We start from the raw sequence: 25,504 nt of genomic DNA, 5'->3' as shown, positions 1-25,504 counted from the left end.
CCTCCTTCTCGCACGGGCCCGCCCGGGCCATAATCCTGCTGACAGCCAAGACGTCCCTCGTGCACCCTGTTCGAGCCCCGTGACCAGCCAGGCCACGTCTCGCCCGGCGCGTACGGGGCGGAGGGGAGGTGGTCGTGTCCACGGTCGTCGTGCTGAACACGGACAACACCGCGCTGCACACCGTCTCGGTCAAGCACGCCATCAAGATGCTCGTGCGCGAGGTCGCCGTGGTCGAGGAGTCCCGGGTCGGCGCCTCGATCGGGCCCTACCCGTGGCCCGTGGTGCTGCGGCTGATCCGTTACGTCAAGACCACATTCCTCTACGCGGCGGCCCCGGCGTGGTCGAAGCGGGGCGTGCTGCGTCGCGACGCGCACCGCTGCGCCTTCTGCGGGTCGACCGCCGACACCGTCGACCACCTGGTCCCGCAGTCGCGCGGGGGCGGCAACACCTGGCAGAACACCGTCGCCGCCTGCACGCGCTGCAACAACGTCAAGGCCGACCGCACCCCCGTCGAGGCCGGGATGCCGCTGCGCCGGCTGCCGCACGTGCCGACCTGGCGCGAGGCCTACCACCGACGCACCTGAGACCGGACGCCCTCGAACGAACGAGGGCGTCCGGCCTGCCGTGGCCCTAGGCCTGGACCGTGAGCCCGCCCGTGGGGACGAGGCCCGGGCGCCCGACGCCGGTCTGCCGCTCGTGCCGCTCGGTGTGGCGCGCCCTCAGCACGGACCGGGCGGCGTCCAGCGCGGACACCGAGCGGTCGTACGACCGCATCGCGACCCCGGTGAAGAGGCAGTCGACCAGCACCAGCTGCGAGACGCGGCTGGACATCGACCCCGTCCGGAACGTCGTCTCCCGGGCGGCCGTGGTGAGCACGATGTCGCTCTGGCCCACGATCGGCGCGCGGTCGAAGTTGGTGATCGCGATCGTGGTGGCCCCCCGCGTCCGGGCGACGCGGAGCGCGTCGATCACGTCGATCGTCGTCCCCGTGTGGGAGATGCCGACCGCCACGTCGCCGGAGACCAGGCCCGCGGCCGACGACAGCGCCGCGTGCGGGTCGGCCCAGACGCCGCTCGCCAGCCCGAGCCGGTGCAGGCGCCCGTGGAGCTCCTGGGCGACGAGAGCGCTCGCCCCCACCCCGTAGACGTCGACCCGCCGGGCCTTGGCCAGCGCGTCGACCGCGGCCTGGAGCGCCACGACGTCGACGGCCGCACCAGTGTCCGCGATCGAGCGCTGGTCGGCGTAGGTGATCTTGGCGACCATCTCGGCCATCGAGTCGGTCTGGACGATCACGCCGTCCGACGCCGTCCCCGAGGCCCGGTCGTCCTCCTCGCCCTGCGCCGCCCGGGCGAGCGCGATGCGCAGCTCCGGGTAGCCGGCCAGGCCGAGGGCCCGGCAGAAGCGCAGCACGGTCGTCTCCGACGTGCGGCACAACCGTGCCAACGAGGTGATGGAACGTTCGCTGACCCCCGCCGGGTCCGCGAGCACGGCCTCGGCGACCCGTTGCTCGGCCGGCCGCAGGCTGGGCAGAGCCCCCCGGACGCGGATCAGGACCGACAGCGACGAACGGCTCTGGCCGGAAGCAGGCGTGTTCGGAGAAGAAGCTGTGGCCGGGCGGGACGGCTTCGAGCCGTCCGTCCGTGGGATGTGACCCACCCCAGCCGCCGGACGAACCGGCGGTCTGCGCATGCCGAAATCAGTTGTTGACACATCGCCCCCCTGACTGTGTGTCTTGGTCGGATCATAGGGGTCGGCACGGGTCCCCGTCCGCCGTTCGCGCAGAATTCCGCGGCCGTCCCGAAGCCGCCGCCGCCCGGGTCGGCGTCGGCTCCGGACAAGGTTCCGGACGGCCCTCCACCACCGGCGTCGCCGTCGCTAGGTTGGCCCTGTCACCCGGCCTCGAGACGCCGCCGGGGCGAGGCGAGAGGGGCGACCGTGCCCACCTGGGACGCTCAGGCCTACGCGGCCTTCACCGACGAGCGGGCCCGCCCGTTCGTCGACCTGACGGCCCGGATCGGGGCCGCGTCGCCGAGGACGGTGGTCGACCTCGGCTGCGGGTCCGGCGCGCTCACGGCGGGCCTCGCGGAACGCTGGCCAACCGCGCACGTCACCGGCGTGGACTCCTCGCCCGCCATGATCGAGGCCGCCGAGCCGTACGCCGGGCCGCGCGTCTCCTTCGTCCAGGCCGACCTCGTCGGCTGGCGCCCGGCAGAGCCCGTCGACGTCCTCGTCAGCAACGCCGCCCTGCAGTGGGTGCCCGACCACCGCGCCCTGCTGCCAGCCCTGGTCGACGCCCTCGCCCCCGACGGGTGGCTGGCCTTCCAGGTCCCCGGGAACTTCGACGCCCCCAGCCACCAGGCCCTGCGGGCGGCCGCGGCCGGACCGGCGTACGTCGCGCACACCAGCGAGGTCGTCCGGCCAGCGGTCGCCGAGCCGGCCGACTACCTCGCCGAGCTGACCCGCCTGGGGTGCCGGGTCGACGCGTGGGAGACGACCTACCTGCACGTGCTGCAGGGGCCGGACCCCGTCCTGCACTGGCTCGAGGGGACCGGGGCGCGCCCCTACCTCGACGTGCTGCCCGAGACGTTGCGGCCGTCCTTCACCGAGGCGCTGCGGCAACGGCTGGCCCAGGCCTACCCCGCGCAGCCGTGGGGCACGGTGCTGCCGTTCCGGCGCCTCTTCGTCGTCGCCCAGCGGCAGGCGGGGTGAGCACGGACGACTGGTTCGCCGCGCCACCGCTGCGGACCGCCCGGCTGCGGCTCGACGCGCTGCGCCTGGCCGACGCCCCGGCGTTCCTGGCCGCGCTCGGCAGCCCCGAGGAGCGGGACGAGGTGGTGGCCCACCTGCGGGTGCCGCGGGTGAGCGACGTCCGCGGCGCCGGAGCGGTGATTGCGGCCGCGCTGACCGACGCCGACCGGGTCGCCTACGCCCAGCGGCTGGCGGACGGGACGTTCGTCGGGACGACCTCCTTCTACGAGATCGCGCCGGGCGTCCGGGCGCTGGCGATCGGGCACACCTGGGTCGGCCGGCCGTGGTGGCGGACGTTCGTCAACACCGAGTCCAAGCTAGCGATGCTGACCCGGGCCTTCGAGGGGGTGGGCGCGGAGCGGGTCGTCTGGCACACCGACATCCGCAACGTCCGCTCGCAGGAGGCCATCGCCCGGCTCGGGGCACAGCGCGAGGGCGTCCTGGCGCACCACCGGATCCGGATGGACGGGAGCTGGCGCGACACGGTCCAGCTCGCCATGCTCGCCGACGACTGGCCCGCGGCCCGGGCCCGGCTGACGGACCGGCTCGCCGCTCACGGGTGAGAACGGGAAGGATGAGCCGCATGCGCAGCCTGCGAGCCGCTCGATGAGCGCCGACGTCCAGACGGTCCGCGCCGATGACCGCTCCCGCTACGAGGGGCGCGTCGACGGCGAGCTCGTCACCGTGCTCGCCTTCGTCCGCCGCGGCGACGTCCTCGACCTCACCCACACCGCCACCGAGCCCGCGTTCCGCAACCGGGGCCTGGCGGGCGCCGTCACGGCGGCGGCGCTCGACGACGTCCGGCAGCGCGGCGAGAAGGTGCACCCGTCCTGCCCCTTCGCGGTCGCGTTCCTGGACGACCACCCGGAGTACGCCGACCTGCGCGTCTGACCCCGGCCAGGACCCGTCGGCGGCTCGCCCGGCTAGCCGGTCCGCCGGGGCAGCAGCAGCCCCGCCTCGCGCAGCTCCGCCTCCGCCAGGGCGTCGATCACCCGCCGGTCGCCCGAGCGCCATGCCCGGACCGGGTCGTCGCTGATGGCCGCGAGCACGTGCATGGGCTGGTTGGCCATGGCCCGCAGCGCAAACAGGTCGAGGTCGGCGGCACCGTCGATGTAGCGCTGCGCGGCCCGGGCCCGCCGGACGAAGCGGACCCGCCGGGGCACCCACAGGGCGAGCACCGTCGTCACCGGGATGAGGAACACCAGCCACCCGGTCGCCGTCGCGAGCCGCTCGATGAGGACCACCTGCCGGTCGGCGGTCGCGACGAGGTCGCCGAGGCTGCCGCTCGCCGCGTCGAACGGGCGGCGCAGCTGGTCGCCCAGCCCCGGCACCTGCGCGGCCGACGTCGCCGCGTCGCCGAACTGGCCCGCGAGGTCGCGGGCGGTGCGGGCGGTCTCGCGCGCCGGGCCCGCCAGCGCGCCGACGGCGCCGGACACCGCGAGGCCGACCGCAGCCCACAGCACCGTCCACACGAGCACGGCGACGTCGCCAGCGAGCTGGCCCGCCAGCTGGCCGCGCCGCTGCGCGTAGATCCTCATCCGGCCCACCTCCGGGTGGCAGGATAAAACGATGCGTGCCAGAGCAGGGTTGCTCGTGCTGGCGCTGGTCACGGCCGGCTGCAGCAGTGGTCCGACGCCGTCGCCGCCCCCGGACACCGACGGGGCCCGTCAGGTGGCCACCCAACTCGCCGCCGCCCTGGAGAAGAAGGACCTCACGTCGGTCACCTTCGCCGGCTCGACCGGCGCCCAGGCGGACGCCCTCTTCCAACCCCTCGTCCGCGGCATGGGACCCGTGAGCCCCCAGGTCGAGGTCACCGACGTGACCACGACCCAGGCCACGCTCGCCTACCGCTGGACGTTTCCGGGCGTGCCGCAGCCCTGGACATACGACGCGACGGTCGGTCTCGAGCGCCAGGCCGGCGCGTGGCGTCCGACCTGGGCGCCGACCCTCCTGCAGCCGGGGCTGGACGGCTCGCACCGGCTCTCGCAGCACCGGCTCTACCCCGAGCGCGGCGAGGTGCTCGGCGCGGACGGCGACGCGATCGTGCGCAGCCGCTCGGTGGTGCGGATCGGGATCGACAAGGCCAACCTCGCGGCTGGGCGCCAGAAGGCCTCCGCGACCCGGCTCGCGAAGCTCGTCGACATCGACGCCGAGACGTACGCCCGCCTGGTCGCCCGGGCCGGGGCCCAGGCCTTCGTGCCGGCGATCGTCTACCGCGCGAAAGACTCTGACCGACCGGCCAATCGCGAGGTCTTCGCCATCCCCGGTGCGCTGCCGATCCAGGACGACGCGATGCTCGCCCCGTCGCGCGACTTCGCCGCCGCGCTCCTCGGCCGGGTCGGTCCGGCCACCGCCGAGATCGTGAAGGCCTCGGACGGCGCGGTCACCGACGGCGACGAGGTCGGCCTGAGCGGGCTGCAGAAGCGCTACGACGAGCAGCTGCGCGGCACGCCGGGCGTGGTCGTCGAGCTGGTCGCGAGCAGCGACGCCTCCCCCGGCGCGAGCCCCGCGGCCCCCACGCCCAGCGACACCCCGTCGTCCCCGGACCCGTCGGACCCGCCGAAGGCCACCACCGCGTACGAGGTCAAGGCCGTCGAGGGCAAGCCGCTCGAGACGACGCTGAACGTCGGGCTGCAGCAGCTCGCGGAGAAGTCGGTCGGCCGGAGCTCCAGCGGCGCCTCGCTCGTCGCGGTCCGACCCTCGACCGGCGAGGTGCTCGCGGCGGCCAACAACGACGACAGCGACGGCCAGGCGGTCGCGACGGCCGGGCAGGTCCAGCCCGGGTCCACGTTCAAGGTCGTCTCGGCCCTCGCCCTCCTCCGCGCGGGGCTCGAGCCCGGGTCCCGGGTCGAGTGCCCGCGCACCATCAGGGTGGGCGGGCGCACGTACGAGAACTACGACGACTACCCCGGCGCCTACCTGGGACGCATCGACCTGAGGACCGCCTTCGCGCAGTCGTGCAACACCGCCTTCATCGGGCAGCGCGGCAAGCTCGGTGCCTCCGACCTCGCGGCCGCAGCGGGCTCGCTGGGCGTTGGGACCGACTTCGACGTCGGCTTCCCGGCCTACTTCGGCTCCGTCCCGACCGGCGGCAACGACAACGCCCGGGCCGAGGCCGTGTTTGGCCAGGGCAAGGACCAGGTCTCCCCGCTCTCCATGGCGCTGGTCGCGGCGAGCGTCGAGGCCGGCCGCACGGTGCTGCCGACCCTCCTCGAGGGCCAGCGGCCGACGTCGACGGCCGCCCCTCTCACCAGGGCGGAGGCGGCCGAGCTGAAGCAGCTCATGCGCGGCGTGGTGACGCAGGGCAGCGGGCGTCGCCTGCTCGGTCTCGACGGCCCGGACGTCATCGCCAAGACCGGGACCGCCGAGTACGGCGGCAGGACGCCCCCGAAGACGCACGCCTGGATGATCGCCGCGCAGGGCGACCTGGCGGTGGCCGTCTACGTGCAGGACGGCGAGTCCGGATCCGGTTCGGCCGGTCCGCTGCTCGAGGCGTTCCTGCGCGCAGCCCGCTGAGCGCTCCTGACCTCTCATGGCCCTCACCTCCCCGGCACGGGCGTCGCCCGCCAGCCGCGGGCGTCGCCGGTGGCGAGGCCGAGGGACTCCAGCTCGGACAGCGCGGCCAGGCAGACGGGCACCCGGACACCGGCGGCCGTCGCCACCTCTCCGGGCGTACGCCACCGCCGTGCGGAGAGCGCCTCGAAGACGCCCAGCCGGGTCGGGTCGAGCTCGTCCGTGCGCCGTTCGGGCCCCTGCTCGTACGGGAGCAGGTGCTGACCGGCGGCCGAGACCAGCTCGAGCACCTCGGCGGCGCGCGTCACCAGGACCGCCTGACCGCTCCGCACCATCAGGTGCGGCCCGACCGACGCCGCCGAGTGGACCGGGCCGGGCACGGCCATCAGCGGCCGGCTGAGCGCCGACGCCCAGCCGGCCGTGTTCCGCGCGCCGGACCGCAGCGCGGCCTCGACCACCACCGTCCCGCTGCTCAGCGCGGCGATCAGCCGGTTACGGGCCAGGAACCGCACCCGCGTCGGGTGCGAACCGGGCGGCAGCTCGGACACCACGAGGTGCCGCGCCGCGAGCGTCTCGAAGATCCGGGCGTTGCCGGGCGGGTAGGCCACGTCGACGCCGTTCGCCACCACCCCGACGCTCGCGCCACCGACCGCGAGAGCACCGCGGTGCGCAGCCGCGTCGATGCCGAACGCGCCGCCCGAGACCACGGTGAACCCAGCCTCCGTCAGGTCGGCCGAGAAGTCCGCGGCCACGCCGTTCCCGTACGCCGTGGCCGCCCGCGAGCCGACGACCGCCACGGATCGTTCCACGAGCTCGACCAGGTGACCCGGTCCGCGCAACCACAGACCGAGCGGGACCCCGCCGCGACGCTGCACCGGCTCGAGCCCGGCGAGGTCGTCGAGACGCTCCGGCCACTCCTCGTCCCCGGGCGTGACGAACCGCCCCCCGGCCTCCGCCGCCGCGGCCCGTCGCTCGTCGAGGTCCAGGGCCACGGCGCGGTCCGTCGTCAACTGCCCCAGGGCGCCCGCGCGGACGGCCGCCCAGGCCTCCTCGGCCCCGAGCCGCTCGACCAGCGCGGCGACCTCGGGGTCGCCGGCGTCGGTGACGCACCCGAGCGCCAGCCGTGCCGTCCGGTCGAGGGAGTCCGCTCCCGCCGTGCTCACCCGACCTCCCGCGTGAGGGTGCCGGGCTGCTCGCCGCGGCGCATGGCGAGAGCCAGGGCGGTGTCGTCGCGGCTGGGCCGGTCGCGGCCCGCCAGGTCGGCGACGGACCACGCCAGCCGGAACACCTTGTCCACGCCCCGCGCGCTGAGCCGTCCCCGGTCGAGCGCGTCCCACGCCAGCTGAGCCCCGTGAGGAGGCGGCAGCCCCCGGCGCAGGTACGGCCCCGGGACCTCCCCGTTCGTCCGCCAGGGCGTCCCCCGGAGCCGGTTCTGCTGCCGGCCCCGCGCCTCGACGACGCGCTCGGCGACGCGCGCCGAGGGCTCACTGTCCGAGCCGGCCGCCTTGAGGTGCGAACGCCGCAGCGGCAGGAACGCTTGGGCGATGTCCACCCGATCCCGCACAGGCCCGCTGATCTTGTCGGCGTAGCGCCGCACCGACGTCGGCGGGCACCGGCACTCCGCACCCGGCGTCGCGGCCATCCCGCACGGGCACGGGTTGGCCGCGAGGACCAGCTGGAACGCGGCCGGGAACCGGGTGTTCAGCTCGCTGCGCGCGATGCTCACCGTCCCCGCCTCCAGCGGCGTGCGCAGCGCGTCGAGCACCTGCGGCGCGAACTCGGGCGCCTCGTCCAGGAAGAGCACGCCACGGTGCGCGCGCGAGATCGCCCCGGGCCGGGCGATGCGCGGCCCTCCCCCGACGATGCTGGCCACGCTCGCCGAGTGGTGCGGGTCGACGTACGGCGGACGCGTCATGAGCCCGCCGGACAGGTCGAAGCCGGCGAGCGAGTGCACCGCCGACACCTCCAGCGCGTCGGCCGGCTCCAGGTCCGGCAGCAGCCCGGGCAGGCGTGACGCGAGCATCGTCTTGCCCGCGCCCGGTGGCCCGTGCAGGAACATGTGGTGACGGCCCGCTGCGGCGACCTCCAGCGCCCACTTGGCCTCCTCCTGACCGACCACGTCGGCCAGGTCGAGGACGCCCGCACGGTCGTCGGGCGACGTCGTCACGGTCAGCTCCACGGGGTCGACGAGCGGCACGGGGTCGCCCCGCAGCTCGGCGACCAGCTGGCTGAGCGAGGCGAAGCCGAGGACGTCGACGCCGTCGACCAGGCTCGCCTCCGGCGCCTGACGCAGGGGCACGATCACCCGGGTGAAGCCGGCCCGAGCCGCCGCGAGCGTCGCCGGGAGGACACCCGGTACCGGCCGCAGCCGCCCGTCCAGACCGAGCTCCCCGAGCAGCGCCGTACGTGAGAGCGCCTCGAGCGGCACGATCCCCGACGCGGCGAGCACCGCGGCGGCGATGGCCAAGTCGTAGTGGCTGCCCGTCTTCGGCAGCGCAGCCGGGGACAGGTTGATCGTCAGCAGGGCCACCGGCCAGGTGTGCCCCGAGTTGGAGACCGCCGCCTTGCACCGGTCACGGGACTGGTAGAGCGCCGCGTCGGGCAGCCCGATGAGGACCGTCTTCGGGAGACCACCGCCGATGTCCGCCTCGACCTGCACCATCCGTCCCTCGACGCCGACCAGCGCGACCGACCACGTGCTCGCGAGCATCAGCCCACCCCACGCGCGTGGGTCAGCTGCGGGTCCTGCCCGGCCAGCAGCACCACACCGATGGCGTCGATCCGCACGCGGACCGGCCCGGTCGGGTGGTCACGCACCCACTCGACGGCCAGCTGCCGCAACGTCCGCAGCTTGGCCCAGGTGATGGCCTCGAGCGGGTGGCCGAAGCCCAGGCCCGAACGGCACTTCACCTCGCACACCACGACCGTCGGCACCCCGGCCGACCGGTCCAGCGCCACCACGTCCACCTCGCCCAGCCGCCCGCAACGCCAGTTGCGGGCGAGGACCTCCATCCCCTGCCGCTGCAGCTCGGCGACCGCGAGATCCTCCCCGCGCCGCCCGATCGCCTGCTTGTCCGCCTTCATCGCTCACCTCCACCGGGAGGGTGGTCAGATCGAGCGATTCGTGCCGCGGTCCGCCGGGGCGGTGGACGACGAGGCCGGCCGAGCGCTCGTCCTGTGGACAAGCGACACAGCGGCTGCTCGGACTCGCGAAGTGGCTACGGCCAACGGGTCGCTGACCACGAGAAACTCCCGCTGACCACGGCAGATCTGGTGTGGTCAGCTCCGGACTTTCACGTGAACGTGAAAAATCAGTGACGCGCGGGACCCGTGAAACGCGATAGAAACCAGGGGCGGGCGTCAGCCCTCGGTGACGCTCTTGGGGACCTGGAGGTCGGAGTGGGCGATCTCCTCGATGGAGACGTCGCGGAACGTCAGGACCTTGGCGCTCTTGACGAAGCGGGCCGGGCGGTACATGTCCCACACCCAGGCGTCGCCCATGGAGACCTCGTAGTAGACGTCGCCGCCCTCGGTGCGGACCTTGAGGTCGACGGCGTTGCAGAGGTAGAAGCGCCGCTCGGTCTCCACGGCGTAGGTGAAGATGCCGACGACGTCCTTGTACTCGCGGTAGAGCTGGAGCTCCAGCTCGCTCTCGTACTGCTCGAGGTCTTCCGCGCTCATGACGCCCTGACTTCTCCCTGCTCGACGTGCTCGTCCTGCTCGTGCGCCCCACCATGCTCCGGCGCCCCGGCTCCGACGACCTTAGTGGCCCGACGCACGTTGACGAACCGGCGTCGGTGCGTGGGCGACGGCCCGTACGCGTCGAGCCGCTCCTGGTGCAGCGGGGTGCAGTAGCCCTTGTGGACGTCGAACGCGTACTCCGGGTAGACGAGGTGCTCGGCGGCCATGATGCGGTCCCGCGTGACCTTGGCGACGATCGAGGCGGCGGCGACGCAGGCCGCCACCCGATCGCCCTTCCAGACGGCCAGGCCCGGGACGCCGAGCCCGTCCACGCTGAAGCCGTCGGTGAGCACGTAGGTGGGCGGCAGGTCGAGGCGCAGCAGCGCGCGCCGCAGCGCGGCCAGGTTGGCGACGTGCATGCCGAGCCGGTCGCACTCCTCGGGCGGCACGGCGACCACCGACCAGGAAAGCGCCTTGCGGGTGATCTCGTCGTAGAGGCGATCCCGGGCGAGCGGGGTCAGCAGCTTGGAGTCGCGCAGACCCTCGATGCGGCGCGCCTTCGACTCGCCGAGGATGACCGCGCCCGCCACCAGGGGGCCCGCGCAGGCACCACGCCCGGCCTCGTCGGCACCGGCGACCGGGTCGAGCCCGGCCCGGTGCAGCGCGCGCTCGTAGCCGTACAGCCCGCTGTCCCGGCGCAACCGGATGCTCCCCGGAGCCGGGACCTCCGGGGCCGTGGGGACCGTCGTGCTCAACAGCTCACGCCGGCAGGCTTGATCTCGCCCCGTTCGGGTGCGGCCTTCGTCGGCGCCGGAACGTCGGCGAACGTCGCCGGCATCCGCAGCCGCTTGGCCCGGTCGAAGGGGGACGCGATGGCGAAGGCCGGTCCCACCACGTCGGAGACCGGGACGAAGGCGGTCTGCCCGCGCCCCTGGGTCGAGACGTCCGAGAGGTGGCAGCGCGAGTCGGCGCTGAGGTCGCGGTGGTCACCCATCACGAAGATGTGGTCGCGCGGGACGACCACGGTGAACTCGACGTCCGACGGGGCGACCTGCTCCCCCGACGGGCTCGTGTAGAGGTACGAGGTCTCGTCCAGCGCCGTGCCGTTCACGGTGAGCCGGCCGCTGTCGTCGCAGCAGACGACCGTGTCGCCGGGCATCCCGATCACGCGCTTGATGAGGTGGCCCGGAGAGCTCGCCGTCGGCACCCCGATGAACTCGAGGACCCGGTCCCCGAAGGTCGGGTCCTCGGTCGGCTCGTCGCCCAGCCAGTCGGCCGGGTCCTTGAACACGACGACGTCGCCGCGGTGGAAGTCGGTGATCTTCTGCACCACGACCCGGTCGCCGACGAGCAGCGTGCTCTCCATCGACTGGGACGGGATGATGAACATCTGCCCGACGAACGCCCGCAGCAGCGAGCTGACGATGATCGCGCCGACGACGACGAACACCAGCTCCCGCAGGAACGCCAGTCCCGCGTTCGGCCGCCGTCCGACCGGTCGCTCCACCGTCAGCTCTTCGCTCGCCATGGCTCCCGTTCGGTCACGCCCATCAGTGTGCCCGGCCGGGCGTCAGCGGTCGCGCTTCTCCTTGATCTTGGCAGCCTTGCCGCGCAGACCGCGGAGGTAGTAGAGCTTGGCGCGCCGCACGTCGCCGCGACGGTCGATCTCGATCTTGTCGATGATCGGGGAGTGCACCGGGAACGTGCGCTCGACGCCGACGCCGAAGCTGACCTTGCGGACCGTGAACGACTCGCGCAGGCCGTCACCCGCGCGGGAGATGACGATGCCCGCGAAGACCTGGATGCGGGAGCGGTTGCCCTCCACGACCTTCACGTGCACCTTGACGGAGTCGCCGGGGCGGAAGGTGGGGACGTCGTCGCGCAGCGAGGCGCGGTCCAGCTCGTCGATCAGTCTGCTCATGATGTGTTCCTCGCCGGTGCCACAGGTCACCATGCTCGTGTCGTGCTCGGATGAGGGAAGCCCGGTCGTTCCGCCTCGCTCCCCCTGTGGCAGGTGGGCGGGACGGGGGCAACAGCGAGCAAGTCTGCCACAACGCAGGAGGCCCAGCCGCATCCACGTGCGGGCTGGGCCTCCTGCTGCTGCAGAGCCGGTGAGGACTCAGTCGCCGCCGCGGGCGAGCGAGCCGAGCAGGTCGCGGTTGAGGCGGCTGATCGTCTCGAACGGGATGCCCTTGGGGCAGACCGCCGTGCAGTCGCCGATGTTCGTGCAGCCGCCGAAGCCCTCGGCGTCCTGCTGGTTGAGCATGTTCACGACGCGGCTCTTGCGCTCCGGCTGACCCTGCGGGAGCAGCCCGAGGTGGGTGACCTTGGCCGACGTGAACAGCATCGACGACCCGTTCGGGCACACCGCGACGCAGGCGCCGCAGCCGATGCAGGTCGCCGCGTCGAAGGCGTGGTCGGCGTCGTTCTTGGCCACCGGCGCCGCGTGGGCGTCGGGGGCGGTGCCGGTCGGGGCCGAGATGAAGCCGCCGGCCTGGATGATCCGGTCGAGCGCGCTCCGGTCGACCATCAGGTCCTTGATGATCGGGAACGGCCCGGCCCGGAACGGCTCCACGTCGATCGTGTCGCCGTCGTTGAAGCTGCGCATGTGCAGCTGGCACGTGGTCGTCTGCTGCGGGCCGTGCGGCACGCCGTCGATGACCAGGTCGCAGCTGCCGCAGATGCCCTCGCGGCAGTCGTGGTCGAAGGTGATCGGCTCCTCGCCGCGCATCGTCAACCGCTCGTTCAGCACGTCGAGCATCTCGAGGAAGCTCATGTGCTCGGAGACGTCTTCGACCTCGTACGGGACCATGCGGCCCTCGGCCTCGGGCCCGTCCTGGCGCCAGACCTTCACGGTGATGTTCACTACTTGTAAGACCTCGACTTCAGCTCGACGTACTCGTAGACCAGTGGTTCCTTGTGCAGGACCGGGCGTTCGCCCTCCCCGCCGAACTCCCACGCGGCGACGTAGGCGTACTCGTCGTCGTGGCGCAGGGCCTCGCCGTCCTCGGTCTGGGACTCGGCGCGGAAGTGCCCACCACATGATTCGCGGCGGTGGAGGGCATCGATGCACATGAGCTCGCCCAGCTCGATGAAGTCGGCGACCCGGCCGGCGCGCTCGAGGGCCTGGTTGAGACCCTCTCCCGTGCCGAGGATGCGGACGTCGGACCAGAACTCGGTCTTCAGCTCGCGGATCCGCGAGATGGCCTTGCGCAGGCCCTCCTCGCTCCGCTCCATGCCGCAGTAGTCCCACATGATGTGGCCGAGCTCCTTGTGGAAGGAGTCAACGGTCCGGCTGCCCTTGATCGACAGCAGCTTGTCGATCCGGCCCTTGACCGAACCCACGGCCTCGGCCACGGCCGGGTGGGAGGCCTCGACCTTCGGGAACGGACCGGCGGCCAGGTAGTCGTTGATCGTGTTCGGCAGGACGAAGTAGCCGTCGGCGAGACCCTGCATCAGCGCGCTGGCGCCGAGCCGGTTGGCACCGTGGTCGGAGAAGTTCGCCTCGCCGGTCACGAACAGGCCCGGGATCGAGCTCTGCAGGTCGTAGTCGACCCACAGCCCGCCCATCGTGTAGTGCACGGCGGGGTAGATCCGCATCGGCGTCTCGTACGGGTTCTCGCCCGTGATCTGGGCGTACATGTCGAAGAGGTTGCCGTACTTGGCCTCGACGCTCTTCTGCCCGAGCCGGTCGATCGCGTCGGCGAAGTCGAGGTAGACCCCGAGCCCGCCGGGACCGACACCGCGACCCTCGTCGCAGACGTTCTTGGCGGCCCGGGACGCGATGTCGCGCGGCACCAGGTTGCCGAACGCCGGGTAGATGCGCTCCAGGTAGTAGTCGCGCTCGTCCTCGGGGATCTCGCGCGGGTCACGCTTGTCCTCGCCGGACTTGGGGACCCAGATGCGGCCGTCGTTGCGCAGCGACTCGCTCATCAGCGTGAGCTTGGACTGGTAGTCCCCGCTCACCGGGATGCAGGTCGGGTGGATCTGGGTGTAGCAGGGGTTGGCGAAGTACGCGCCCTTGCGGTGGGCCCGCCAGGTGGCCGTGACGTTGCAGCCCATGGCGTTCGTCGAGAGGTAGAAGACGTTGCCGTAGCCGCCGCTCGCGAGCACCACGGCGTCGGCCATGTGCGTGTCGATCTCGCCGGTGACCATGTTCCGCACGACGATCCCGCGGGCCTTGCCGTCGACGACGACCAGCTCGAGCATCTCGTGCCGGGTGTGCATCTTGACCGTGCCGGCGGCGATCTGGCGCTCCAGCGCCTGGTACGCCCCCAGCAGCAGCTGCTGCCCGGTCTGGCCGCGCGCGTAGAAGGTGCGCGACACCTGCACGCCGCCGAACGAGCGGTTGTCGAGCAGGCCGCCGTACTCGCGGGCGAAGGGCACACCCTGCGCGACGCACTGGTCGATGATGTTGGTGCTGACCTGGGCGAGGCGGTAGACGTTCGACTCCCGCGAGCGGAAGTCCCCGCCCTTGACCGTGTCGTAGAACAGCCGGTAGGTCGAGTCGCCGTCGTTGCGGTAGTTCTTCGCGGCGTTGATGCCGCCCTGGGCGGCGATGGAGTGCGCCCGGCGGGGGCTGTCCTGGTAGCAGAAGCTCGTGACGTTGTAGCCGGCCTCGCCGAGCGTCGCGGCGGCCGAGGCGCCGGCCAGGCCGGTGCCGACGATGATCACGCTGAGCTTGCGGCGGTTGGCCGGGTTGACCAGCTTGGCGCTGAACTTGCGCTCGTCCCACCGCTGCGCGATGTCGACCTTCGGCGCCTTGGTGTCGGCGATGTCGTCGCCCTGGTCGTAGACGAGGTCTGCGTCGACCGAGTTGATCAGGTCACCGACCGAGTCCTTGGCCGAGTCGACCGCGTGCCGCCACGTGCCGACGACCCGGTCGCGCAGGCCGTGCTTCTCCTCGCCCTGGTCGCTCATCGCGTCACTCCTTCGCTCGGGGTCGCTCTCGTCATGGGCAGGGGGCACGGGGACGTCATCGGACGAGCCCGAACAGGATCGAGAAGGGGGGCAGCAGGAACCCGACCGTCACGACGCCGGCGACGGCGTACGCGATCAGGTTGAGCCGGTGCCGGGCCACGGTCGAGGTGTTGAGCCCGAGCGTGGTCAGCGCGCTCCAGGTGCCGTGGCGCAGGTGGAACCCGACCGCCAGCATCGCGACGGTGTAGGCCGCGACCAACCACCAGACGCTGAAGCCGTTGACGACACGCTCGTACGGGCTGGCCGAGGCCCCGCCCGGGGTGATCACCTGCCAGGTGAAGTTCAGCAGGTGGAAGACCACGAAGAGGGCGATGATGATGCCGCCCCAGCGCAGGGTGAAGGAGCTGTACGAACGCTGCACGCCACGTGCCGCCTTGGCCGAGTGGTAGCGCTTGGCGCCACCTCGACCCCGGTGGTTCCGACGCCAGAGCTTGACCGCGGCGTACGCGTGCGCCACGACGGCGGCGAGCAGGACCACGCGGATGATCCAGAGCAGACCGGTGTGCGGCAGGATCGGGTCGCCGATCGTGCGCAGGTGGTGCGCGTACTCGTCGAAGGCCGCCTGGCCGGCGAACACCTTCAGGTTCCCGTACATGTGCGCCAGCAGGTAGCCGATGAGGACGATCCCGCTCACGGCCATGAGGGCCTTGAGCGCGACGGTGGACCGCGCCGCGCGCTGCGACGTGGTCAGGGTCGTTGTTGCCACCCCGCAACGATAGAGCGAGGCCCTCCGGAGGCACGAATAAGGCCAGTCGAGGCACTGGTGTCATTGATCACGTCGGCGTCCGCATCCGGGTCTGCCACACAGGTCGGCTGCCTAGCCTCCGGTGGTGCGCACCTCCTGGACCGGTCGCGCGGTGGTCACCGCCGTCCTGCTCACCGCGGCCTGCGGAACGGTGCCGCCGACGTCGAACCCCTCCCCCACGGGCTCGCCCCCGGTGTCGCCGAGCCCGTCGCGCCCGTCCTCGCCCCCGACGACGCTGCACGTCGTCGGGCTCGGCGACTCGGTCACGTCCGGCGAGCACTGCGCCTGCGACGACTACGTCACGGGCTTCGGCCACCTCCTGGCCTCGCGGAGCGGCGCGAAGGTCCACACCACCGACGACGGCGAGAGCGGCTCCACCAGCGACGGCCTCGCCGACGAGCTGACCGGCCACGACGCGGACGACCGGCACCTGCAGGCCGACGTCGCGGACGCCGACGTCGTCGTCGTGACCATGGGCGCCAACGACCTCTCCCCCGCCCTGTCCGCCTGGCGCTCGGGCTCGTGCGGCCCGGCCTGCTACGACCCGGAGGTGACGCAGATGCGGTCGGACCTGGGACGCGTGCTCGACCGCGTCGCCACGCTGACGGCCGGGCGGGCCCGGGTCCTGGTCACCACCTACTGGAACGTCTTCACCGACGGCGACGTCGCCCGTCGGGCCGAGCGGGCGGGCTACCTCACCTGGAGCGACACCGTGACGCGGCGGGCGAACGCCGCCATCACCCAGGTCGCCGACGCGCACGCCGCGACCCTGGTCGACCTCTACGCCCCCTTCAAGGGCGACGGCAGCGCCGACCCGACCCGCCTGCTCGCGGCGGACGGCGACCACCCGGACCGCGCCGGCACCGCGCTGATCAGCCGTACGGTGCTGGCCGCCTACACGGGGTCCTGAACCTTCGACGTGGCTGGAGCCGCTCGCCTCACGGGGCGAAGGCCGCCTGACCCTGGCCGAGCCAGCGCAGCACGGCGGGGACCGAGCCGGCGTAGTTGCGGTAGTTGTGGCCGCCGGTGCTGAACACCAGCGAGGAGACGCCGGGGTCGCCCCGCGTGGCGGCCAGCATCTTCTCGGTCTCGCCGTAGCTGTCCGGGTCTCCCTGGCTGGTGATCAGCAGCAGCCGGTGGTCCGAGGCGAGCCCGGTCCGCCCGTAGAGCCAGAGCGGGGAGTTCTCGTCGTAGCGGATCCGGGAGCCGCCGAACAGGTTGCCGGTCGTGTGGTCGGTGATCGGCTGGTAGTAGCCCCCGAAGCCGGCCGCGTCGGTGAAGAGCTTCGGGTGGGCGAGCACCAGCTTGACCGCGCAGAAGGCGCCGGTGCTGTAGCCGGCGACGCTCCAGGACGAGGCCGACGTGTCGACGCGGGCGTGCTGCAGCACCGCGTCGCGGACGTCGTGCGACAGCCACGTCTCCGCCTTCGGCCCGCCGGGCACGTCGGTGCACTCGGTGTCGCGGGGCGGGTTGGTCATGAGCGGCGGGAACACCGCGACGAACGGCTTGACCAGGTGCGCGTCGATGGCCGCCGTGGCGGCCGCCCCGAAGCCGAAGTGCGCGAACATCACCGCCGGGCTCGAGGGCTGGCCGGGCAGGACCATCAGCACGGGGAACTTCGTGTGCGCGTACGCCGGCTGGTCGTACTGCGGCGGGCGCCAGACGAGGACGGGGGCGTCGACCCCGGACGCGGGGCCGTGCACCTGCACCACGTCGACGGTGCCCTGACCGGGCCGGACGAGGTTCTGGGTCTCGATCGCCGGGGTGGGGGCGGACGTCCCGAGCAGGTCGCCCCACGAGGAGTAGAAGACGAAGTCGCGGTTGACGGCCAGGAACGTGGTGGAGACGGCGAGGGCCTGGCAGCCGAGGACGGCGGCGACGCGGCCCAGGACCCCGAGCCGTCGGTGCCTCCCCGTGCGCCAGACGAGCCCGGTGACGACCGGGGCGACGAGGGTGGCTGCGCCGACGAGCAGCAGCAGCGGCAGGCCCGTGAGGCTCACCTTGAGCTCCTTCTGGCCCGCGACGACGCGAGCCCCACGCCATGAACTACGGGCGTGGGCGGCGAGTTCCGGCGGCTAGCGTGGCTCCGTGAGCAGCCGGTGAGCGACGAGGCGGGCGGCCGGGTCCGCGTCGGCCTGCTCGGGCCCCTGCTGGTGCTCCGCGACGGGGTCGACGTGACGCCGGCGGGCGTACGGCTGCGGGCGCTGCTGTGCCGGCTCGCGGTCGACGCGGGCCGCCGGGTCAGCCACGACGAGCTCGTCGACGCGGTCTGGCCGGACGGACCGCCGGCCGAGCCCACCAACGCGCTGCAGTCGCTCGTCTCGCGGCTGCGGCGCGCGCTCGGGGACGCCGCCCCGGTCGTGCAGGAGCCGTCGGGCTACCGGCTGGTGCTGGCGGCGAGCGACGTCGACACGGACCGGCTGCGGACCGCGGTCGTCCGGGGCGACGCCGCGCAGGCCGCCGGAGAGCTCGGACCCGCGGCACGGGCGTACGCCGAGGCCCTCGCCCTGGGACGTGGAGAGCCGCTGGTCGACGCCGGGCCCGCCGCGTACGCCGCCGCCCACGTCGCCCGCTGGGACGCCCTCCGCCTCGCCGCCGCCCGGGGTCGCGCCGCCTGCGCCCTGGCGTCCGGAGACCCGGCGGCCGTCGTCGACGACCTGGTCGAGCTGGTGGCCGCGCACCCCCTCGACGAACGTCTCCGGCTGCTCCTCATGCGCGCGCTCGCCGCGACCGGACGGTCGGCGGAGGCGCTGGCGGCGTACGAGGACGCGCGCCGGGTGCTCGCCGAGGAGCTCGGCACCGACCCCGGGCGCGAGCTGGCCGCGCTGCACCTGCGGCTGCTGCGCGGCGAGGTGCCGGCGGGCCCCGAGGTCGCCGCCGCGCGGCCGGCCGCGCCCCGGAGCAACCTGCCCGGCCCGCGCACCAGCTTCGTCGGGCGCGAGGACGACCTCGACCGGGTGCTGGGCGCCCTGGACACGTCGCGGCTCGTCACGGTCGTCGGGTCGGGCGGCGCGGGCAAGACCCGGCTCGCGGTGGAGGCGGCGGCGCGGTGGCTCGGCTCCGCGGACGGCTCGGCGTGGCTGGTCGAGCTGGCGCCGGTCACCGAGCCCGCCGGCGTGGCCGACGCGGCGCTCGCCGCCCTCGGGTTGCGCGACGCCCGGGTGACCGACCGCGCCGACCGGGCGCCGCAGGACGCGACCGAGCGGCTCGTCAACGCCCTGCGCGAGCGCCGCTGCCTGCTCGTGGTCGACAACTGCGAGCACCTGGTCGACGCTGCGGCCGAGCTGGTCGACCGGGTCCTGCGCGACGTCGGCGACCTGCGGGTGCTCGTGACCAGCCGGATGGCGCTGACCGTCGACGGCGAGGTCCTCGTCCCGCTCGCGCCGCTCCCCCTGCCGCCCGTGGACGTGGACCTCGGGACCGCAGCCGCCCACCCGGCCGTGCGCCTCTGGCTCGACCGGGCCGCCGCCGTGGCGCCCGGCTTCGTGCTCGACGCGCAGACCCTGGGTCCGGTCGTCGAGATCGTGCGCCGCCTGGACGGCCTGCCGCTGGCCATCGAGCTGGCCGCGGCGCGGCTCGGGGTGCTGCCCGTCGCCGACGTCGCGCAGCGGCTGTCCGACCGTTTCCGGCTGCTCACCGGCGGCAGCCGCGCCGGGCTCCCGCGCCACCGGACCCTCCGTGCCGTCGTGGGGTGGAGCTGGGACCTGCTCTCCCCCGCCGAGCGGCTGCTGGCCGAGCGGCTGGCGGTCTTCCCCGCCGGCACCGACGTGGAGACGGCGGTCGCGGTCTGCGCCGACGACCGCCTGCCCGCCGACGAGGTCGACGCGCTGCTGCTCGCGCTGGTCGAGAAGTCCCTGCTGCGGGCGACCGAGGCGGACGGCCGGTTGCGGCTGACGATGCTGGAGACGCTGCGCGAGTACGGGACGGAGCAGCTCCTGGGCCACGGCGAGCTGGACCGGGCGCGCGCCACGCACGCCGCGTACTTCACCGCCCTGGTCGAGCGGCCGGAGCCGGTGCTGCGGGGGCCGGACCAGCTGGGTGCGCTGGACCGGCTGGGGCGCGAGCGCGAGAACGTCGCCGCCGCGCTGCGCTACCTCGTCGACGCCGGCGAGGCCGCGGCCGCGCAGCGGATGTGCCTCGCCCTCGTCTGGTACTGGACCCTGGTGGACGGTGGCGACGAGGCCACCACGTGGCTGCGTGCCGTGGTGGAGGCGAGCAGGGGGCCTGGGCGGTCGGCGCCGCCCGAGATCGCCTACGCCGAGGCCGGGCTGGCCGTGTCCGAGGCCTTCGGGGCGCAGAACTTCGCCCTCGGCGGCTGGACGGAGGCGCGGACGCTGCTCGGGCGGTTGGCCGACCGGCTCGTCGGTGTGCCGGCACCCTTCCCCGGCCTCGCGGTGCTGCGGGCCACGGTCGCGTCCTTCGCCGCCCGGCCCGACCTGGTCGAGCGTTTCGTCGCGGAGGCCGAGGACGACCCCGACCCCTGGGTGCGGGCCGCGATCCAGAGCACCGTCGCGAGCATCGCGGAGAACTCCGGCGACGTCGACGGGATGCGGCGGGCGGCGGTCGCCGCGTACGACGGCTTCCGGGTGCTGGGCGACCGCTGGGGCCTGTCGTCGTCGTTGCTCGTCCTCGCCGCGCTCGCCGTCTTCGACTCCGACCTCGACGCGGCCGAGGCGGCGTACGCGGAGGCGCTGCGCCACATCGTGGCGCTCGGGTCGGCCGAGGACGACCTCTACCTGCGGATCCGGCTGGCCGACCTGCAGGCCCGGCAGGGTCAGGTCGACCGGGCTCGGGCGACCGTGACCGACTTCGTCGCGGACCCGGGCTCCCCGCGGATGACGGTGGAGCGCGAGCTCGTCGCCGAGGCGGTCCTGGTCGGCCTCGACCTGCAGGCCGGGCGGGCCGACGCGGCGCTGGCGGGCGCAGGTCGCCTCCGGCAGCGCCTGGCGGAGCGGCCGCTCACCGCACCGCTGGACGGGCACCTGAGCTCGATCTGCCTCGGGACGACGGCGACCGTCGAGGCGCTCGCCGGTGACCCGACCCGCGCGGCCGCCGACCTCGCCAGCGCGTACCCGACGGCGCTCGGAACCCACGACATGCCGATCATGGCCACGGTCGGGGTGGCGGTCGCCGCCCTGGCGCTGGCCCGCGCCGAGCCGGTCGAGGCGGCCACCGTCCTCGGCGCCGCCGCCCGGGTACGGGGCGCCGACGACCCGACAGAACCGACGGTCCTCCGCCTCACGACGGCGCTGCGCGACCGGCTCGGCGACGCCTTCGACCCCGCGTACGCCGCGGGCTGGACCCTCGGGAGCGCGGCGGCGGTGGCGCGGCTGGACCCTCAGGCCCGCCGGGCGTAGGCACGCAGGGCGAGCGGGACGAAGACGACCAGGAGCAGGGCCATCCAGCCCAGCGTCCAGACGAGGTCGTGCGCGTACGGGCCGCCGGTCATCAGCGCGCGCATCGTCGACACCAGGTGCGAGATCGGGTTGACGTGCACGAAGGCCTGCAGCCAGCCCGGCATGGTCTCGGTGGCGACGAAGGTGTTGCTGCCGAAGCTCAGCGGCAGCACCAGCAGGAAGCCGATCCCCTGCACCGCGCCCGACGTCCGGGCGATCATCCCGACGAAGACCGAGATCCAGCAGAAGCACAGCGCGAAGGCGATCGCGAGCAGCATCGCCGCCAGCGCGTGCAGCCCGTCGGTCTGGACGCGGAAGCCCATCAGGGTCCCCGTCCCCAGCGTGATCGCGCAGAGCACGACGTAGCGGGCCAGGTCGGCGAGGACCGCGCCGACCAGGGGGATCGAGCGGCCGATCGGCAACGAGCGGAACCGGTCGAAGACGCCCTTCTCGATGTCGGTGTTGAGGTTGGTCCCGAGCGCGATGCCGGCGAGGGCGATGGACTGGCCGAGGATCCCCGGCAGGAGGAACTGCAGGTACGCCCCGCGGTCGCCGCCCGCGATCGCGCCGCCGAAGATGAAGGTGAACAGCGCGAGGAAGATGATCGGCTGGACGGTGACGTCGATCAGGGCCTCGGGCGTCCGCCAGGTCTTGATCAGGCTGCGGCGCGCGAGGACCACGGCGTGCCGGACGTAGCGGGCGACGCCGCCCCGTGGTTCCGCGGGCAGCTCGGCGTCGGCCGAGGGTGAGCTGCGCGTGAGGGTCGGGGTGGCGGTCATGCTGCGTCCTCCTGGGACTCGGAGCCGGTGCTGGTGTCGTCGACCGGGCGTCCGGTCAGGGAGAGGAAGACCTCGTCGAGGCTCGGCAGGTGCAGGGAGAGCTCGGTGATGCCGATGCCGGCGGCGGCGAACCGTTCGACGGCCAGCGGCAGCACCGCCTCGCCGACCACGGGCACGGTCAGCCGGTGGCGGCCGGTGGCCTCGGGCTCCGCACCCGCCAGGCCGCCGAGGATCGCGGCCACGTCACCCAGCCGCGCCGGGTCGGTGGGCCGCACGGCGAGGCGGAAGCCGCCGAGGATCCGCTTGAGCCCGTCGGGGGTGTCGTCGGCGATCACGCGGCCGTGGTCGATGACGGTGATGGAGTCGGCCAGCGCGTCCGCCTCCTCGAGGTACTGCGTGGTCAGCAGGACCGTCGAGCCCTGCGTGACGAGGGTGCGGATGACGTCCCACATCTCCTCGCGCTTGGCCGGGTCGAGCCCGGTGGTGGGCTCGTCGAGGAAGATCACGGCGGGACGCCCGACCAGGCTGGCCGCGAGGTCGAGCCGGCGGCGCATGCCGCCCGAGTACTGCTTGGCCCGCTTGCCGGCCGCATCGGTGAGGTCGAACCAGGCCAGCAGCTCACGAGCCCGGGCGCGGGCCTCGCGCGGGCGCAGGTCGAGGAGCTCGCCGATCATGACGAGGTTCTGGGTGCCGGTCAGGTCCTCGTCGACGGAGGCGTACTGCCCGGTCAGCCCGATGCTGGCCCGGACCCGGCCGGCCGCGGTCGTGACGTCGTGGCCGGCGACCCGCGCGGAGCCGCTGTCGGGTCGCAGCAGCGTGGCGAGCACGCGTACGGCGGTGGTCTTGCCGGCCCCGTTCGGGCCGAGGACGCCGAGGACGGTGCCCTCCGGCGCGACGAGGTCGACGCCGTCGAGGGCCTGGGTGGTGCCGAACCGCTTGCGCAGCCCGGATGCTTCGATCGCGTTCATGCTGCCAGCGTGCGCGTGGTGCCTGACACGGCGCGCACACGGCGCTGGCACGGCGCGAGGCTGCGGTCAGCCCTTGCGGAGGGTCACCACGGGGACGCCGACCTCGTCGATGCCCTGCTCGACGACCCGGAAGCCGAAGCGGCGGTAGCGGGCGACGTTCTTGCGGCTGGCGACGCCGGTGAGCAGACCCGCGGGGGCACCGGGCGGGCCGGCGTCGAGGATCTGGCGCAGCAGGGCCGAGCCGAGGCCGCGGCGCTGCTGGTCGGGCGCCACCATCAGCCGGCCGATCCACCAGGTGCCGTCGTCGAGCAGAGTCCCACGGACCGCTCCGACGATCCGGCTCCCCGACCGGGCGACGAGCACGGTGGCCGAGGTCAGCAGGGACGCGGCCAGCTCGTCAAGGGTCTCGGTGAGCGGAGGGATCGTCAGCACCCTGTTGAGCTGGCCCTCCGCCAGGAACGCGGCCCGCTGCAGCGTGAGCAGCTCCCCCGCGTCGGCCGGCGTCGCCACGCCGACCACGACCCCCTCCACGCCGTCGAGCGGGCTCGGGGCGAGATCGGGGCGGACCCGTCGGGTGCGTTCCAGGGCCTGGTCGCGACGCCAGGCGGCGATCGCGCCGTGGTTGCCGGACAGCAGCACGGGCGGCACGTCGAGGCCGCGCCAGGAGGTGGGCTTGGTGTAGACGGGGCCCTCGAGGAGCCCGTCGTGCTCCGCCGCGTGCGACTCCTCGGTCAGCGACTCCGGGTTGCCGATCACCCCGGGGACCAGCCGGACGACGGCCTCCAGCATCACGAGCACGGCCGCCTCGCCGCCGTTGAGGACGTAGTCGCCGATGCTGATCTCGTCGACCCGCATCCGGGTGGCGGCGTCGGCCATGACGCGGGAGTCGATGCCCTCGTAGCGGCCGCAGGCGAAGACGAGGTGCTGCTCGGCGGCGAGCTCGGCGGCGACGGCCTGGGTGAAGCGGCGACCCGAGGGCGTGGGGACGACGAGCCGGGGCGTGGTGGCCGACCCGGCGGGAACGATCGCGTCGAGCGCCGCGCCCCACGGCTCGGGCTTCATCACCATGCCGGCGCCACCGCCGTACGGGGTGTCGTCGACGGTCCGGTGCCGGTCGTGGGTCCAGGTGCGCAGGTCGTGCACGCCCAGCTCGACCAGGCCGGTGTCGATCGCCTTGCCGATCAGGGACAGGCGGAGCGGAGCGAGGTAGTCGGGGAAGATCGAGACGACGTCGGCCCGGAGCAGCGCCGTCACGGAGCCAAGTCGGGCGCGTCGGGCTCGTCGAGGTCGTCCTCGGTGTCGCTCAGCAGGCCGGGCACGTCGGCCACGACCAGGCGACCGTTCACGAGGTCGACCTCGGGCACGAGCGCCTCGACGAAGGGGATCAGCCGTGGGCCGGTCCCGGTGCTGATCTCGAGGAGGTCCTGCCCCGCCGGGTGCAGCACGGCGAGCACCCGACCGACAGGGCGGCCGTCAGGGGTGACGGCCTCGAGTCCGACGAGCTGGCGGTCGTAGTACTCGCCCTCGTCCGACGGGAGCTCGCTCGCCGGGACGTCGGTCACGAGGACCAGGCCGCGGGCGGCCTCGGCGGCGTTGCGGTCCTCGAGCTCCTCGAAGCGGACGAGCAGGCGACCGGAGTGGTCACGCGCGGTCTCGACCGTCAGCACCCGCGGGGAACCCTCGACGCGCAGTCGCGCACCCGGGACGAAGCGTCGTTCCGGCTCGTCGGTGCGGACCCCGATCGCGACGTCGCCGCGGATGCCGTGGGCACCGCCGACGACGCCGACGACGACCTCGACCAGCTGGTCGGGGTCGTCGGACGGCGTCGGGGTCACGCGGCTGACGTCAGGGCGTCGGCGGTCAGGACCGCGGACGACGGGCGGGCCGGTCCACGTCGACGAAGTCGATGCGGACCGGGTCGCGCCCGGCCAGGGCGCCCACGACCGTGCGGAGCGCGGTCGCGGTGCGCCCCTGGCGCCCGATCACCTTGCCGATGTCCTCGGGGTTGACCCGCACCTCGAGCATCCGCCCGCGGCGCTGGTCCTTGTCCCGGACCACGACGTCGTCCGGGTTGTTCACGATCCCCCGGACGAGGTGCTCGAGCGCCTCGGTCAGCATCAGAAGGCTTTGCCCGGGGCGGGCGCCGCAGCGGCGACACCGGCGTCGGCGGCCTGCTCGGCCTCCGCCGGGGTGCCCTCGACCTCGGCGTCAGGCGTGGAGCGACCGGACTTGGTGGTCGCACCCCCGCGCGGCGCGTCGCCGGCCTCAGCCAGCGCGGCGTTGAAGAGGTCGAGCTTGTTCGGCTTCTCCTTCTGCGGCTGCACGCCGGAGGGCGTGGTGTCGCCGGAGAACTTCTGCCAGTCACCCGTGCGCTTGAGGATCGCGACGACGGCCTCGGACGGCTGCGCGCCGACGGAGAGCCAGTACTGCGCGCGCTCCGAGTCGACCTCGATGACCGAGGGGTCGTTCTTCGGGTGGTACTTGCCGATCTCCTCGATCGCCCGACCGTCGCGCTTGGTGCGCGAGTCGGCGACGACGATGCGGTAGTGCGGCGACCGGATCTTGCCCAGGCGCTTCAGACGGATCTTGACAGCCACGTGTGTGGATACTCCTGTTTTCGTACGCGGCCGGGCGCATGCACCGGCCACGAGGTTGGGTGAGCTCCGACGACACGGTGGGTGTCGAGACCGCCGG

General features: G+C 73.6%; 26 protein-coding genes. 7 read left to right on the top strand and 19 right to left on the bottom strand.

What is annotated here, in order from left to right:
• The first annotated feature begins 134 nt into the window (after window positions 1-134).
• The gene (locus FHX39_RS05675; protein ID WP_183337180.1) at window positions 135-584 is read left to right on the top strand and encodes an HNH endonuclease; all 450 of its coding nucleotides are present in this window, start codon (window positions 135-137) and stop codon (window positions 582-584) included.
• A 46-nt stretch (window positions 585-630) separates the two neighbouring features.
• Here the strand turns inward: FHX39_RS05675 and FHX39_RS05670 are convergent, their stop codons facing one another.
• Window positions 631-1,548, bottom strand: coding sequence for a MurR/RpiR family transcriptional regulator (locus FHX39_RS05670; protein ID WP_332836934.1), 918 nt, complete (start codon window positions 1,546-1,548; stop codon window positions 631-633).
• Between the two features lie 387 nt (window positions 1,549-1,935).
• Between FHX39_RS05670 and FHX39_RS05665 the strand changes: the two genes are divergently transcribed.
• Genes FHX39_RS05665 through FHX39_RS05655 form a run of 3 tightly spaced genes read left to right on the top strand, consistent with a single transcriptional unit; the run spans window position 1,936 to window position 3,639 of the window.
• A complete protein-coding gene (locus FHX39_RS05665; protein ID WP_183337178.1) occupies window positions 1,936-2,709 on the top strand; it encodes a methyltransferase domain-containing protein in 774 nt (257 codons plus the stop codon).
• Window positions 2,706-3,311 (top strand): GNAT family N-acetyltransferase, encoded by a 606-nt coding sequence (locus FHX39_RS05660; RefSeq protein WP_332836682.1) that lies wholly within the window; start codon window positions 2,706-2,708, stop codon window positions 3,309-3,311. The genes FHX39_RS05665 and FHX39_RS05660 overlap by 4 nt, the downstream gene beginning before the upstream one ends.
• Before the next feature lie 43 nt (window positions 3,312-3,354).
• A complete protein-coding gene (locus FHX39_RS05655; protein ID WP_183337176.1) occupies window positions 3,355-3,639 on the top strand; it encodes a GNAT family N-acetyltransferase in 285 nt (94 codons plus the stop codon).
• A 32-nt stretch (window positions 3,640-3,671) separates the two neighbouring features.
• Here FHX39_RS05655 and FHX39_RS05650 read toward each other — a convergent pair whose 3' ends face one another.
• A complete protein-coding gene (locus tag FHX39_RS05650) occupies window positions 3,672-4,286 on the bottom strand; it encodes a hypothetical protein (protein WP_183337175.1) in 615 nt (204 codons plus the stop codon).
• A 31-nt stretch (window positions 4,287-4,317) separates the two neighbouring features.
• Here FHX39_RS05650 and FHX39_RS05645 point away from each other — a divergent pair, with 31 nt between their 5' ends.
• Window positions 4,318-6,264, top strand: a complete 1,947-nt coding sequence (locus tag FHX39_RS05645; protein ID WP_183337174.1) for a penicillin-binding transpeptidase domain-containing protein — start codon at window positions 4,318-4,320, stop codon at window positions 6,262-6,264.
• A gap of 23 nt (window positions 6,265-6,287) precedes the next feature.
• On the opposite strand, the gene dprA is transcribed toward FHX39_RS05645, so the two are convergent.
• The 10 genes from dprA to FHX39_RS05595 all read right to left on the bottom strand — a co-directional run bounded on the left by dprA (window position 6,288) and on the right by FHX39_RS05595 (window position 15,628).
• Complete coding sequence (gene dprA / locus FHX39_RS05640) at window positions 6,288-7,424, bottom strand: DNA-processing protein DprA (protein WP_183337173.1); 1,137 nt, start codon at window positions 7,422-7,424, stop codon at window positions 6,288-6,290.
• Window positions 7,421-8,971 (bottom strand): YifB family Mg chelatase-like AAA ATPase, encoded by a 1,551-nt coding sequence (locus FHX39_RS05635; RefSeq protein ID WP_183337172.1) that lies wholly within the window; start codon window positions 8,969-8,971, stop codon window positions 7,421-7,423. Before FHX39_RS05635 ends, dprA begins: the two co-directional genes overlap by 4 nt.
• Window positions 8,971-9,345 carry a YraN family protein gene (locus FHX39_RS05630; protein ID WP_183337171.1) on the bottom strand — a complete coding sequence of 125 codons (375 nt, stop codon included), beginning with the start codon at window positions 9,343-9,345 and terminating at the stop codon, window positions 8,971-8,973. The genes FHX39_RS05635 and FHX39_RS05630 overlap by 1 nt, the downstream gene beginning before the upstream one ends.
• A 276-nt stretch (window positions 9,346-9,621) precedes the next feature.
• Window positions 9,622-9,942, bottom strand: coding sequence for a DUF2469 domain-containing protein (locus FHX39_RS05625; protein ID WP_183337170.1), 321 nt, complete (start codon window positions 9,940-9,942; stop codon window positions 9,622-9,624).
• Entirely contained in the window at window positions 9,939-10,697 is a 759-nt protein-coding gene (locus FHX39_RS05620) for a ribonuclease HII (protein ID WP_198423270.1), read from the bottom strand. The genes FHX39_RS05625 and FHX39_RS05620 overlap by 4 nt, the downstream gene beginning before the upstream one ends.
• Window positions 10,694-11,470, bottom strand: a complete 777-nt coding sequence (lepB, locus tag FHX39_RS05615; protein ID WP_183337169.1) for a signal peptidase I — start codon at window positions 11,468-11,470, stop codon at window positions 10,694-10,696. The genes FHX39_RS05620 and lepB overlap by 4 nt, the downstream gene beginning before the upstream one ends.
• 42 nt (window positions 11,471-11,512) lie before the next feature.
• Window positions 11,513-11,863, bottom strand: a complete 351-nt coding sequence (gene rplS / locus FHX39_RS05610; protein ID WP_183337168.1) for a 50S ribosomal protein L19 — start codon at window positions 11,861-11,863, stop codon at window positions 11,513-11,515.
• A gap of 198 nt (window positions 11,864-12,061) precedes the next feature.
• Window positions 12,062-12,808, bottom strand: a complete 747-nt coding sequence (locus FHX39_RS05605; RefSeq protein WP_183337167.1) for a succinate dehydrogenase/fumarate reductase iron-sulfur subunit — start codon at window positions 12,806-12,808, stop codon at window positions 12,062-12,064.
• Window positions 12,808-14,862: a fumarate reductase/succinate dehydrogenase flavoprotein subunit gene (locus FHX39_RS05600; protein WP_183337166.1), complete on the bottom strand. Its 2,055-nt coding sequence runs from the start codon at window positions 14,860-14,862 to the stop codon at window positions 12,808-12,810. The genes FHX39_RS05605 and FHX39_RS05600 overlap by 1 nt, the downstream gene beginning before the upstream one ends.
• A 55-nt stretch (window positions 14,863-14,917) precedes the next feature.
• Window positions 14,918-15,628 (bottom strand): succinate dehydrogenase cytochrome b subunit, encoded by a 711-nt coding sequence (locus FHX39_RS05595; RefSeq protein WP_183337165.1) that lies wholly within the window; start codon window positions 15,626-15,628, stop codon window positions 14,918-14,920.
• A gap of 124 nt (window positions 15,629-15,752) precedes the next feature.
• Here FHX39_RS05595 and FHX39_RS05590 point away from each other — a divergent pair, with 124 nt between their 5' ends.
• Window positions 15,753-16,577: an SGNH/GDSL hydrolase family protein gene (locus FHX39_RS05590; protein ID WP_183337164.1), complete on the top strand. Its 825-nt coding sequence runs from the start codon at window positions 15,753-15,755 to the stop codon at window positions 16,575-16,577.
• 28 nt (window positions 16,578-16,605) lie between these two features.
• On the opposite strand, the gene FHX39_RS05585 is transcribed toward FHX39_RS05590, so the two are convergent.
• Window positions 16,606-17,667 (bottom strand): alpha/beta hydrolase, encoded by a 1,062-nt coding sequence (locus FHX39_RS05585; RefSeq protein WP_183337163.1) that lies wholly within the window; start codon window positions 17,665-17,667, stop codon window positions 16,606-16,608.
• 99 nt (window positions 17,668-17,766) lie between these two features.
• Between FHX39_RS05585 and FHX39_RS05580 the strand changes: the two genes are divergently transcribed.
• A complete protein-coding gene (locus FHX39_RS05580) occupies window positions 17,767-21,024 on the top strand; it encodes a BTAD domain-containing putative transcriptional regulator (RefSeq protein WP_183337162.1) in 3,258 nt (1,085 codons plus the stop codon).
• On the opposite strand, the gene FHX39_RS05575 is transcribed toward FHX39_RS05580, so the two are convergent.
• The 6 genes from FHX39_RS05575 to rpsP all read right to left on the bottom strand — a co-directional run bounded on the left by FHX39_RS05575 (window position 21,006) and on the right by rpsP (window position 25,407).
• Window positions 21,006-21,842: an ABC transporter permease gene (locus FHX39_RS05575; protein WP_183337161.1), complete on the bottom strand. Its 837-nt coding sequence runs from the start codon at window positions 21,840-21,842 to the stop codon at window positions 21,006-21,008. The two genes, FHX39_RS05580 and FHX39_RS05575, sit on opposite strands and share 19 nt — an antisense overlap.
• On the bottom strand, window positions 21,839-22,810 hold the full coding sequence (locus FHX39_RS05570) for an ATP-binding cassette domain-containing protein (RefSeq protein WP_183337160.1): 972 nt from the start codon (window positions 22,808-22,810) through the stop codon (window positions 21,839-21,841). Before FHX39_RS05570 ends, FHX39_RS05575 begins: the two co-directional genes overlap by 4 nt.
• 66 nt (window positions 22,811-22,876) lie before the next feature.
• Window positions 22,877-24,064, bottom strand: coding sequence for a tRNA (guanosine(37)-N1)-methyltransferase TrmD (trmD, locus tag FHX39_RS05565; protein ID WP_332836681.1), 1,188 nt, complete (start codon window positions 24,062-24,064; stop codon window positions 22,877-22,879).
• Window positions 24,061-24,645 (bottom strand): ribosome maturation factor RimM, encoded by a 585-nt coding sequence (gene rimM / locus FHX39_RS05560; RefSeq protein WP_332836680.1) that lies wholly within the window; start codon window positions 24,643-24,645, stop codon window positions 24,061-24,063. The genes trmD and rimM overlap by 4 nt, the downstream gene beginning before the upstream one ends.
• A 25-nt stretch (window positions 24,646-24,670) precedes the next feature.
• Window positions 24,671-24,928: an RNA-binding protein gene (locus FHX39_RS05555; protein ID WP_183337159.1), complete on the bottom strand. Its 258-nt coding sequence runs from the start codon at window positions 24,926-24,928 to the stop codon at window positions 24,671-24,673.
• A complete protein-coding gene (rpsP, locus tag FHX39_RS05550; protein ID WP_183337158.1) occupies window positions 24,928-25,407 on the bottom strand; it encodes a 30S ribosomal protein S16 in 480 nt (159 codons plus the stop codon). Before rpsP ends, FHX39_RS05555 begins: the two co-directional genes overlap by 1 nt.
• Window positions 25,408-25,504: the final 97 nt, after the last annotated feature.

Source organism: Microlunatus antarcticus (genome assembly GCF_014193425.1).
Classification (GTDB): domain Bacteria; phylum Actinomycetota; class Actinomycetes; order Propionibacteriales; family Propionibacteriaceae; genus Microlunatus; species Microlunatus antarcticus.
Note: the sequence above shows the minus strand (reverse complement) of the source record. Positions and strands in the feature narration are given on the sequence as shown.